Raw genomic sequence first — 11,086 nt, forward strand, 5'->3', positions numbered from 1 at the left:
CCATGAGCTTGCAACTGGCGTTCGCCCAGGCCAGCGCCACCGGCCCGCGCCCGGAAAACCAGGACGCTCTGCGCCTGGTCACCCCGGCTGCAGAGCTGGCCGCCAGCAAGGGCTACCTGTTCGCCCTCGCCGACGGCGTCAGCCAGTGCGCCGATGGTGGCCTGGCGGCCAGGGCCAGCCTGCAGGCCTTGGCACTGGACTACTATTCCACTCCCGCCACCTGGGGTGTGGCCCAGGCCCTGGATCGCCTGCTGCTGGCGCAGAACCGCTGGCTGCGCGCCCAGGGCAACGGCCAGCCGCTGATGACCACGCTGACCGCCCTGGTGCTGCGCGGCAAGCGGTTCACCCTCGCCCATGTCGGCGACTGCCGCGCCTACCGCTGGCACGACGGTCGCCTGTCGTGCCTGAGCGATGACCATGTCTGGGACCAGCCAGGAATGCATCATGTGCTCAAGCGCGCCTTGGGTCTGGACCAGCACCTGTTGGTCGATTACCGGGAAGGCGAACTGCAGCCGGGCGAGTGCTTCGTGCTGCTCAGCGATGGTGTCTGGTCGAGCCTGAGCGATCAGCAGATCCAGTCGATCCTGCGCGAGCAGCCTGACCTGCAGGTGGCCGCCGATACTCTGGTCGCCAGCGCGCACCTTTGCGGCAGCCAGGACAACGCCAGCGCGTTGCTGGTCAGGGTCGAACAGCCGGGCTCGGCGAATCTGGGCGATACCCTTGCGCAGTTGCAGGAATGGCCGATACCGAACGCCCTGCGTACGGGCCAGCGCATCGATGGCTGGTGTGTCGAAGGGCTGCTCGCCCAGAGCCGGCAATCACTGCTCTACCGGGTCAAGGATACCCAGGGCCAGGCATGGGTGCTCAAGACCCTTCCACCGGCGCGCGAAACCGATCAGGGCGCTGCTCAGCGGCTGCTGCTCGAAGAGTGGTTTCTGCGCCGGGTCGCTGGCCGACACTTCCCTGAGGTGCATGCCGCCAGCCAGCGCCAGCACCTGTACTACCTCATGCGCCAGTATCCGGGCCAGACGCTTGCCAGCCTGTTCGCCGAACATGGGCCCTTGCCACTGCCCCAATGGCTGGAGCTGACACGCCAACTGCTGCAGGCAGTGGGCGTGCTGCACCGGCGCAACCTGCTGCACCGCGACATCAAGCCGGAAAACCTGCATCTAGGGGCGGATGGCCAACTACGCGTGCTGGATTTCGGCCTGGCGTACTGCCCGGGCCTGTCAGAGGATCAGCCGCACGATCTGCCCGGCACCCCCTCGTTCATTGCCCCGGAAGCCTTCGATGGCGAGCCGCCGACAGCCCGCCAGGATCTCTACGCCGCTGGCGTAACGTTGTACTACCTGCTGACCGGGCACTACCCCTACGGTGAAATCGAGGCGTTCCAGCGCCCACGCTTCAGTACGCCGGTCAATGCTGCGCGCTATCGCCCCGACCTGCCTGAATGGTTGCAGCGTAGCCTGGAAAAGGCTGTCTCGGTGGACCCTGCACAACGTTTCGAGACCGCCGAACAATGGTTGCTGCTGCTCGAACGCGGTGACCGCCAAGAGTTGGCCATGCGCCCTCGCCCCCTGCTGGAGCGCGAGCCGCTGAAAGTCTGGCGAACCTTGGCGCTGCTGTCGATGGTGTTGAACCTGGTGCTGCTGTACATCGTGCTTAAAGGGTAAGCCTGGGCGGGATTCTTCGCGGGCAAGCCCGCTCCTGCAAATGCAGGGCACCGAGATGCAGGCCCGTTTGGCATACCCAAATTCCAGGCAAAGAAAAACCCGGCCGAGGCCGGGTTTTTCGTGAAGCATCAAACCAATTACTTGGCCTGGGCTTCTACCTGAGCTTCTACGCGACGGTTAACGGCGCGGCCAGCTTCGGTGGCGTTGTCAGCAACTGGACGGGTCTCACCGTAGCCAACCGAGTCAACACGGTTGGATTCGATGCCGTACTGCTGGGTCAGAACCTGCTTGACAGCATTGGCACGACGCTCGGACAGCTTCTGGTTGTAAGCGTCTGGACCTACGGAGTCAGTGTGACCTTCAACCACGGTGGTGGTTTGTGGGTACTGCTTCATGAAGTCAGCCAGGTTCTTGATGTCGCCGTAGCTGTTAGGCTTGACGACCGACTTGTCGAAGTCGAACTTCACGTCCAGCTCAACGCGGACGTTTTCAGCGGCAGCCGGGCAGCCGTCGGCGTCAACGGTGACGTTGGCCGGGGTGTCAGGGCACTTGTCGACGTTGTCGCAGACGCCGTCGTTGTCGCTGTCGGTGCAGACTTCGGCAACCGGAGCAGGAGCAGGAGCTGCGGACTGCTTCGGGCTACCGCCGAAGTTCAGGCCAACGCCGACGCTCGGTGCCCACTCGGTGTCACCTTTGTCGATGTTGTACTGGGCTTCAACGCCGGCACGGGCGTAGAACATGTCGGTGATGTACCACTTGGCGCCAGCGCCAACGTTGGCGAAGGTGGAGTGGTCACGACCGCCACGGCCGGTCTGGCCCAGCGACTGGTGGGAGAAACCAGCCGAAACGTACGGACGGATAGCGTCGTATGGGTTGTTGAAGTGGTAAACGGCATCCAGGGCAGTGTTCGAGCCCTTGATGTTCTTGCCGTCGTCGCCACGAGCGTTGTGAACTTCGTCGTAGCCCAGACGCAGTTCAACGTCGTCGGTCAGGAAGTAACCGATCGAGCCGCCGAACAGGTTGCCGTCGTTCTTGAAGTCGCGCTGGCTGTCGAAGAACTCCTTCTTGTAGAAGATCTCGGTTTCGACGGCGCCTTGGCCTTGTGCCATAGCGCCAATCGAGGTGGCGGCTACGAGCGAACCAATGGCCAAGCCCAAGGTGTTTTTCAATTTCATCCGTTAAATCCCCATCTGGTGATAGTTAAGCCGCCCCACCAAAAACCGGGGGACAACTCGACGGCAAGTCTAGCAGACCTTGCCGATTCGTTTGAGCCATTTGCGTAGGACTAAGTTTCAGCCGAGTCCGCAAATTTCTCACGAAGCTTGTCGAGCGCACGCTTGTAACGCATTTTCGTGGCGCTCAGGCCCATGTGCATGATGTCGGCGATCTCCTGAAACTCCAGCTCTGCGACAAAACGTAGCACCAGAATTTCCCGGTCGATCGGGTTCACATACACCAGCCATTTATCCAGCCCGCCTTTTTCTTCCGGTTTCGGAGCCTTGTCCTCGGACGCCTCTTCGACGGGGTCCAGGCTCAGGGCATCCATCAACCTTCTCTTGCGACGCTCCTTGCGGTACTGGGTGATACATTCGTTGTAGGTGATGCTGTAGAGCCAGGTCTTGAACTTCGATTTGCCCTCGAAATTCTTCAGGCCGTACAACACTTTCAGCATGACCTCCTGACAGACATCGTCAGCATCCCGATCGTTCCCCAGATAACGTGCACAGACGTTGAACAGGGTCCGTTGGTAGCGCCGCATGAGCTCCTCATAGGCGCGGGTAACATGAAACAGCTCCTCATGCGAACGCGCCACCAACTCCTCGTCGGTGAGCTCGCGGGGGTCGTAACGCATGGGCGGCGAATAGACTTTATTCAAAACGGATCTGGCCGACAGTCAGGTCAATGTCGCCGCTCAGCCCCTGGGGCCGATTTTTGCGGCGGCATACATTAACAGCTTTTGTGCGGTTAGCGGCTATTGACACGCTGCTCAAGCAGCACTCGATTAGACAGCGATACCAGTTCGCCATCATCGGTCAGCAGCGTCGTCTTGACCGTTCCGATCTCTTCGATATGCCCTTCGACCTCTCCAATCCGCACCTGCTGGCCGACCTGATACAACTCGCGCACGTAGATCCCGGCAAGGATCTGCCCGGCGATTTCCCGGCTGCCCAGGCCCATTGCCAGGGCCACGGCCAGACCAACGGTAATCAGCCCGATGACGATCACATGGTTGAGCAGGTCGGTCTTGACCTCGAGCTGGCTGATCGCCACCGAGATCGCGATGATGATGACCAGCCCCTGGGCGATGCGCCCGACGCCCGCTGCGTACTCCAGGCCGATGCCTTCGGCAGCGCCGCGCACCAGGCCGTTGACCAGCTGTGCCAGCAATACGCCGGCCAGCAGTACCAGCGCCGCGCCAAACACCTTGGGCAGGTACAGGGCAAGCATGTCGAGGGTGGCGGAGACCCGCTCCAGGCCCAGCGATTCTGCGGCCGAAACCAGGAAGATCAGCAGGATGAACCAGTAGACGATCTTGCCGATCAGCGTCGAGATCGGTACTTGGATACCGACCCGGCCGAGCATCTTGGTCAGCCCGGTCCCGCTCATCAGGCGGTCGAGGCCGAACTTGGCGAGCAGCTTGGACAGCAGTGTGTCGAGCAGCTTGGCCACCACGAAACCGAGCAGCACCACGACCAGCGCGCCGAACAGGTTGGGGATGAAGTTCGCCACCTTGGTCCAAAGGGCAGTCATGGCGGTGACCAGGCTCTGGGTCCAGAGATCGAGTTCCATATTCAATCGGCCTTATCAGCTTTCTGTCTGCCTGCGGCAGGGGTACGGCGCACCGGCGCGACATGCGCCGAGCCATTGTTGACAGCGATCAGCAGCGCCTGGCTCCAGCGGCCCAGCAGGCTGAACAGATCGCCCGCGCCAACCTGACGGTTGGCGGTTTTGAGCACGCGACCCAGGCAGGCGTCGTCGTCTCGGTCATGGCCGGACGGCGACGCCTTGAGCAGGTCGCGCAGGGATTCTTCAAACGGATCGTGCATGGGCACCTCGCGTGATGTCAGTCAAAGACGAGGGCTCTGGCCGACGGGTCACACAGGGATATGGGACGAATGTTTCAAAATACATACGTGCTCGACGCTCAGACCCAGCGCAACTTGCGCAACAACCACCATTGCCCTGCGGCCAGGCCCAACACCACCAGGCAGGCGAACAGGAAGCCATAGGGGTTCTCGGCCCCCGGAATACCACCGACATTGATGCCGAGCAGGCCGGTGATGAAGCTCATCGGCAGGAAGATGCAGGTGATGATGCCGAAGCGGTACATGGTCCGGTTCATCCGCTCGCTGCGCCGCCGGTCCTCGCCTTCCAGCACCAGCGCAGCGCGCTCTCGCGCCAGTTCCAGCTCCTCGAGATAACGGATCAGGCTGTTGTTCAGCTCGTTCCAGTAATCGGCGTCGGCGTCGGCGAACCAGCTCCACTTGTTGCGCGAAAGCTGGGCATAGATATCACGCTGTGGCGCCAGGAAGCGACGCAGCCCGGCGGCACGACGGCGGATCTGCTGCAGATTGCCCTGGGCCGGACTATACCGTTCGTCGGATTCTACCTTCTCTTCCTCGAGATCGACCGCTTCGGACAGGTCGCTGACCAGTGCCTGGACCTTTTCGGTCAACAGTTCACCCATCAGCAACAGCAATTCGGAGGCCGATTTCGGCCCCCTGCCCTCATCCAGTTGCTGCAGGATCTCGTCGCTCGCGCGCAAAGGCCTCAGGCGCAGCGAAATGACGCGACGCGCTTCGGCGAAGATGCGCACCGAAACCATGTCTTCCGGCTCTGCGCCAGGGTTGAGGTTGACCCCGCGCAAAAACAGCAGCAACTGCTCGTTGGCCAGCGGCAGCAGGCGTGGGCGAGTGTTCTCCTCGAGCAGCAGATCGCAGGCGAACTCGCTCAGGCCGCTGTCGTGCAGCAGCCAGGTGCGGGTTTGCGGATGACTGCGATCCCAGTGCAGCCAGAGGCTCTCTTGCGCCTGCAATTGCAGGTTGTCCAACTCGGTACGGGCAATGGCGCGCGCGCCGCCCTTGCCGTCGAGCACCAGGGCATGGACCAGCCCCCACTGCGCGTTGTCTTCCTCGAACATCAATGCTCCATCAGCGCGCGCGGCGCATCACTCCGGCATCTTCAGGGGGCTTGGCGAGACGATCACGCCATTGTTGTCGGCGTAGATGTATTCGCCGGGACGGAAAGTGACGCCGGCAAAGCTGACCACCACATCGAGGTCGCCAATGCCGCGCTTGTCGGTCTTCATCGGATGACTGGCCAGGGCCTGCACGCCGACGTCGGTCTGCACCAGCACATCCACGTCACGCACACAGCCGTAGATCACCAGGCCTTCCCAGCCATTCTTCGCTGCTTTCTCGGCGAGCATGTCGCCCAGCAGCGCACGGCGCAGCGATCCGCCGCCATCGACCACCAGGACCTTGCCCTTGCCGTCGAGCTCGACCTGCTCCTTGACCAGGGAATTGTCTTCGAAGCACTTGATGGTGACGATCTGGCCGCCGAAAGAGTCGCGGCCGCCGAAATTGCTGAACATCGGCTCCAGCACCTGGACCAGCTCCGGGTAGGCGTCGCACAGGTCGGGCGTTACGTAATGCTGCATGGGAAGCTCCTGTCAGTCACAACGAAAGCGGGTATCGGGCAAGGCTACACCCTGAAGGCCATTGCAGTCATCCGCGAGTTCGGTGGTGCGGCATTCGCGGGCAAGCCCGCTCCTACAGGCCTCCCACAACCCTGGAGAACCGGCCACTGACAGCATGTGGGAGCGGGCTTGCCCGCGAATGGTCGCTCATTCAACCTTCTTGGACGGGCGCCTGGGGATCGCTCAACCAGCGCGCCACCAGCGGCCAGACCTGCGCCTGCGCGGCCTTGCTCACCAGCATGTCGACATGCCCAAAGGCCTCGAAGCCTTCTTCACGGCCCAGGCGCAGGAACTGCTTGCACTCGCCGCCCCACTGTTCGAACAGTTTGCGACAGGCCCATACCGGATCCTGGAAATCTGCCGCGCCAGCCACTGCCAGCAGCGGCGCCTCGACCTGCGACAGCCCAGCCCACCAATCCTGGCCCTTGACCCCGAAACGCCCGAACAGCCCATGCCAGCGCAGGCTTTCCAGGGCCAGACCGATCGGTTCGTCTTCCGGCCCACGCTTGAGGCGCGGCCCGGAGAGCTGTGCGAAGCGCTTGACCAGCAGACGTGCGCCCCAGGCAACCGGTGGCACTTTCAGCGGCCAGTACACACGACTGACCTGAGTGCCGAACAAGGCCACGCTGGCCACGCAGGCGCTGTTCAGGTAGCCGCCGCCGAGCGCCGCCACCAGCGTGGTGCCACCCAGTGAATGGCCAATCCAGTGCGGTGCCTGCCCTGCCATTTCCTGGACAAAGGCCCCGATCACCGGCAGATCGAAACGCGCATAGTCCGCCACGGTGTTCTGCCGCCACTGGCGGTTGCGCGGCGACAGCCCGTGGCCACGCATTTCCGGGATCCACACATCGAAACCGGCACGCGCCAGGAACGCCCCCAGGCCAATGCCCTTGGGCGAATACCAAAAGCGGCGGTTGGAGAAACTGCCATGCAGGAGGATCACCGGCACGCCTGGAGTGGAAGGCTGATCGGCCAGCCCGAGGCGGGTCAGCGCCAGCTCGACACTGGCGTCGGGGCTGTTGCCGGCCTTGATTCGGTAGACATCTTCGCTGAGGTCGCCACGGCGCTCGGCACTGAGCAGGGCCACGGGAAAAAGGGTGCTGCTGCTTTGCATGGATTCACAGAATGAAAAGGGGAAACAGGATGGGGAAACTGCGACGCTGAATTTGGGGCTTCAGCGCATTCGCGGGCAAACCCGCTGCCACCGGGTTCGGTGGCAGCGGGTTTGCCCGCGAAGAGGCAGATGCACGGAGCGCGTCAGGACGCGCCCCGCGCGTGATGCATCAGGCTGCGCCCTGACCTTCGGCCAGGAAGAACCAGGTTTCGAGTACCGAGTCCGGGTTCAGCGACACGCTCTCGATGCCCTGCTCCATCAACCACTTGGCGAGGTCAGGGTGGTCCGAAGGGCCCTGGCCGCAGATGCCGATGTACTTGCCCGCCTTGTTGCACGCGGCGATGGCATTGGCCAGCAGCTTCTTGACCGCAGGATTTCGCTCGTCGAACAGGTGGGCGATGATCCCCGAGTCGCGGTCCAGGCCCAGGGTGAGCTGGGTCAGGTCGTTGGAGCCGATCGAGAAGCCATCGAAGTACTCCAGGAACTCTTCGGCGAGGATGGCGTTGGACGGCAGTTCGCACATCATGATCACGCGAAGGCCATTGTCGCCACGGGCCAGGCCGTTCTCGGCGAGCAGGTCGACGACCTGGCTGGCTTCGCCCAGGGTGCGCACGAACGGCACCATGATCTCGACGTTGGTCAGGCCCATCTCGTTGCGCACGCGCTTGAGGGCGCGGCACTCGAGCTCGAAGCAGTCACGGAACGACTCGCTGATATAGCGCGAGGCTCCGCGGAAGCCCAGCATCGGGTTCTCTTCTTCCGGCTCGTACAGCTTGCCGCCGATCAGGTTGGCGTACTCGTTGGACTTGAAGTCCGACAGGCGCACGATCACCTTTTTCGGGTAGAAGGCTGCGGCCAGGGTGCTGATGCCCTCGACCAGTTTCTCGACATAGAAGCCCACCGGGTCGCTGTAGCCAGCGATGCGCTTGTCGACGCTCTCTTTCAGCTCAGGCGGCAGACCCGCGTAGTTGAGCAGTGCCTTGGGGTGCACGCCGATCATGCGGTTGATGATGAACTCAAGGCGCGCCAGGCCCACACCCGCGTTGGGCAGTTGGGCGAAGTCGAAGGCGCGGTCGGGGTTGCCGACGTTCATCATGATCTTGAACGGCAGCTCCGGCATGGCATCCACCGAGTTCTGCTTGACGTCGAAGCCCAGCTCGCCCTCGAAGATGAAGCCGGTGTCGCCTTCGGCACAGGAAACAGTCACGCCCTGGCCATCCTTGAGCACTTGCGTCGCGTTGCCGCAACCGACCACGGCCGGGATACCCAGCTCACGGGCGATGATCGCGGCGTGGCAGGTACGGCCACCGCGGTTGGTGACGATGGCGCTGGCGCGCTTCATGACCGGTTCCCAGTCCGGGTCGGTCATGTCGGAAACCAGTACGTCGCCTGGCTGCACCTTGTCCATTTCGGACACATCGTGGATCACGCGGACCTTGCCAGCGCCGATACGCTGGCCAATGGCGCGACCTTCGACCAGTACCGTGCCCTTCTCTTTAAGCAGGTAGCGCTCCATGACATTGGCGCTGGCGCGGCTCTTCACGGTCTCGGGGCGAGCCTGCACGATGTACAGCTTGCCGTCGTCACCGTCCTTGGCCCATTCGATGTCCATCGGGCGCTGATAGTGCTGCTCGATGATCATCGCCTGCTTGGCGAGTTCGTTGACCTCGGCGTCGCTCAGGCAGAAGCGCGCACGCTCGGCACGGTCGACCTCGACGGTCTTGACCGAACGACCGGCCTTGGCTTCGTCGCCGTAGACCATCTTGATCGCCTTGCTGCCCAGGTTGCGACGCAGGATGGCCGGGCGGCCTGCCTGCAGGGTGTTCTTGTGCACGTAGAATTCGTCAGGGTTGACCGCACCCTGCACGACGGTTTCGCCCAGGCCGTAGGCGCCGGTGATGAACACCACGTCGCGGAAGCCCGACTCGGTGTCGAGGGTGAACATGACGCCAGCGGTGCCGGTTTCCGAACGCACCATGCGCTGCACGCCGGCCGACAGTGCGACCAGCTTGTGGTCGAAGCCCTGGTGCACGCGGTAGGAAATGGCGCGGTCGTTGAACAGCGAGGCGAACACTTCCTTGGCCGCGCGGATCACGTTGTCGACGCCACGGATATTGAGGAAAGTTTCCTGCTGGCCGGCGAACGAGGCATCCGGCAAGTCTTCGGCGGTCGCCGAAGAACGCACGGCCACGGCCATGTTGTCGTTGCCGGCAGCCATTTCGGCGAAGGCGGTGCGGATTTCGGCGTCCAGGCGCGCCGGGAAATCGGCCTCCATCACCCACTGGCGAATCTGTGCGCCGGTCTTGGCCAGGGCGTTGACGTCATCGACGTCCAGCGCATCGAGCGCGGCGTGGATGCGGTCGTTCAAACCACTTTGTTCGAGAAAGTCGCGATACGCCTGAGCCGTAGTGGCAAAGCCGCCCGGCACCGATACGCCGGCACCGGCAAGATTACTGATCATCTCGCCCAGGGATGCGTTCTTGCCCCCCACATGCTCCACATCATGGACGCCGAGCTTATCGAGGGAAACTACGTACTCTACCAAGGTGATCTCTCCACTAACTGTATTGGAAAAGCTCAAGGGCGCCCGCCTGTCGACTCTGCGGCTGGGCCGGGACGCTTGTGGCCTGGACCTGGAAAATAAGTGAGAATGCCGAACGACCGCGTTCGGCAAACCGAACCTATCATATCCAGAAACATTCGGCAGCTTAAGGCCTCAGGTGCAAATGAAACGATCCGCGTTCTTCATCTCCGACGGTACCGGCATCACGGCCGAAACACTGGGCCAAAGCCTGCTGGCGCAGTTCGAAAGCATTCCCTTCGCCAAATTCACCCGCCCCTACATCGATACGCTCGACAAGGCGCGTGCCATGGTCCAGCAGATCAATGCCGCGGCCGAGCGCGACGGTGTGCGCCCCATTATCTTCGATACCATCGTCAACCAGGACATCCGCGAGGTCATGGCCACGTCCAATGGCTTCATGATCGACATCTTTTCGACGTTTTTATCCCCACTCGAGCAGGAATTGACCGCCCATTCGTCGTATTCCGTGGGCAAATCGCACTCGATCGGCGGCAACTCCAACTACATGGAGCGCATCGAGGCGGTCAACTTTGCCCTGGACAACGACGATGGTGCGCGCACCCATTACTACGACAAGGCCGACCTGATCCTGGTGGGTGTATCGCGCTGCGGCAAGACGCCGACGTGCCTGTACATGGCCATGCAGTTCGGTATCCGCGCCGCCAACTACCCGCTGACCGAGGACGACATGGAGCGCCTGCAGTTGCCGGCGGTGCTGAAAAAGCACCACAACAAGCTGTTCGGCCTGACCATCGACCCCGACCGCCTGACCGCCATTCGCCACGAACGCAAACCCAACAGCCGCTATTCGAGCTTTGCCCAGTGCGAGTTCGAGGTGCGCGAGGTGGAGAACCTGTTCCGCCGGGAGAACATTCCCAACATCAACTCCACGCATTTTTCGGTGGAGGAGATTTCGGCGAAGATCCTCGTGGAGAAAGGCGTGGAGCGGCGGTTCAAGTAGGGCCGCTGAAGACGAACAAAAAACCCCCGGCATCACTGCCGGGGGTTTTTCATTT

At 62.4% G+C, this 11,086-nt stretch carries 10 protein-coding genes; 2 read left to right on the plus strand and 8 right to left on the minus strand.

All coding sequences use genetic code 11. The features are described from left to right. Positions 1 to 2 precede the first annotated feature (2 nt). Positions 3 to 1,673, plus strand: a complete 1,671-nt coding sequence (locus HU748_RS06485; protein ID WP_186719754.1) for a bifunctional protein-serine/threonine kinase/phosphatase — start codon at positions 3 to 5, stop codon at positions 1,671 to 1,673. A 137-nt stretch (positions 1,674 to 1,810) separates the two neighbouring features. Here HU748_RS06485 and HU748_RS06490 read toward each other — a convergent pair whose 3' ends face one another. The 8 genes from HU748_RS06490 to ppsA form a co-directional block, all read right to left on the minus strand. Next, positions 1,811 to 2,848 (minus strand): OmpA family protein, encoded by a 1,038-nt coding sequence (locus HU748_RS06490; protein WP_186666711.1) that lies wholly within the window; start codon positions 2,846 to 2,848, stop codon positions 1,811 to 1,813. A 110-nt stretch (positions 2,849 to 2,958) separates the two neighbouring features. Beyond that, positions 2,959 to 3,525 carry an RNA polymerase sigma factor SigX gene (gene sigX, locus HU748_RS06495; RefSeq protein WP_054892468.1) on the minus strand — a complete coding sequence of 189 codons (567 nt, stop codon included), beginning with the start codon at positions 3,523 to 3,525 and terminating at the stop codon, positions 2,959 to 2,961. Positions 3,526 to 3,638: 113 nt separating this feature from the next. Continuing rightward, positions 3,639 to 4,463: a mechanosensitive ion channel domain-containing protein gene (locus tag HU748_RS06500; protein WP_054892469.1), complete on the minus strand. Its 825-nt coding sequence runs from the start codon at positions 4,461 to 4,463 to the stop codon at positions 3,639 to 3,641. A gap of 2 nt (positions 4,464 to 4,465) precedes the next feature. Beyond that, positions 4,466 to 4,720 (minus strand): hypothetical protein, encoded by a 255-nt coding sequence (locus tag HU748_RS06505; protein WP_054892470.1) that lies wholly within the window; start codon positions 4,718 to 4,720, stop codon positions 4,466 to 4,468. Between the two features lie 98 nt (positions 4,721 to 4,818). Continuing rightward, complete coding sequence (locus tag HU748_RS06510) at positions 4,819 to 5,814, minus strand: zinc transporter ZntB (RefSeq protein WP_186666713.1); 996 nt, start codon at positions 5,812 to 5,814, stop codon at positions 4,819 to 4,821. Positions 5,815 to 5,841: 27 nt separating this feature from the next. Then, complete coding sequence (gene rraA, locus HU748_RS06515; protein WP_186719756.1) at positions 5,842 to 6,333, minus strand: ribonuclease E activity regulator RraA; 492 nt, start codon at positions 6,331 to 6,333, stop codon at positions 5,842 to 5,844. A gap of 190 nt (positions 6,334 to 6,523) precedes the next feature. Then, positions 6,524 to 7,486, minus strand: coding sequence for an alpha/beta fold hydrolase (locus HU748_RS06520; protein WP_186666714.1), 963 nt, complete (start codon positions 7,484 to 7,486; stop codon positions 6,524 to 6,526). 169 nt (positions 7,487 to 7,655) lie between these two features. After that, complete coding sequence (gene ppsA, locus HU748_RS06525) at positions 7,656 to 10,031, minus strand: phosphoenolpyruvate synthase (RefSeq protein ID WP_054892474.1); 2,376 nt, start codon at positions 10,029 to 10,031, stop codon at positions 7,656 to 7,658. 181 nt (positions 10,032 to 10,212) lie between these two features. On the opposite strand from ppsA, the gene HU748_RS06530 reads away from it, so the two are divergent. Continuing rightward, positions 10,213 to 11,031, plus strand: coding sequence for a pyruvate, water dikinase regulatory protein (locus HU748_RS06530; RefSeq protein ID WP_054892475.1), 819 nt, complete (start codon positions 10,213 to 10,215; stop codon positions 11,029 to 11,031). The last annotated feature ends 55 nt before the right edge of the window (positions 11,032 to 11,086 follow it).

The organism is Pseudomonas sp. RW3S2, from assembly GCF_014268955.1.
In the GTDB taxonomy this organism is placed as follows: Bacteria; Pseudomonadota; Gammaproteobacteria; order Pseudomonadales; family Pseudomonadaceae; genus Aquipseudomonas; species Aquipseudomonas wayambapalatensis.

Coding starts and splice junctions, on each gene's coding strand:
- HU748_RS06485 (WP_186719754.1), top strand. CDS start 3: ATGAGCTTGCAACTGGCGTTCGCCCAGGCCAGCGCCACCGGCCCGCGC.
- HU748_RS06490 (WP_186666711.1), bottom strand. CDS start 2,848: ATGAAATTGAAAAACACCTTGGGCTTGGCCATTGGTTCGCTCGTAGCC.
- sigX (WP_054892468.1), bottom strand. CDS start 3,525: ATGCGTTACGACCCCCGCGAGCTCACCGACGAGGAGTTGGTGGCGCGT.
- HU748_RS06500 (WP_054892469.1), bottom strand. CDS start 4,463: ATGGAACTCGATCTCTGGACCCAGAGCCTGGTCACCGCCATGACTGCC.
- HU748_RS06505 (WP_054892470.1), bottom strand. CDS start 4,720: ATGCACGATCCGTTTGAAGAATCCCTGCGCGACCTGCTCAAGGCGTCG.
- HU748_RS06510 (WP_186666713.1), bottom strand. CDS start 5,814: ATGTTCGAGGAAGACAACGCGCAGTGGGGGCTGGTCCATGCCCTGGTG.
- rraA (WP_186719756.1), bottom strand. CDS start 6,333: ATGCAGCATTACGTAACGCCCGACCTGTGCGACGCCTACCCGGAGCTG.
- HU748_RS06520 (WP_186666714.1), bottom strand. CDS start 7,486: ATGCAAAGCAGCAGCACCCTTTTTCCCGTGGCCCTGCTCAGTGCCGAG.
- HU748_RS06530 (WP_054892475.1), top strand. CDS start 10,213: ATGAAACGATCCGCGTTCTTCATCTCCGACGGTACCGGCATCACGGCC.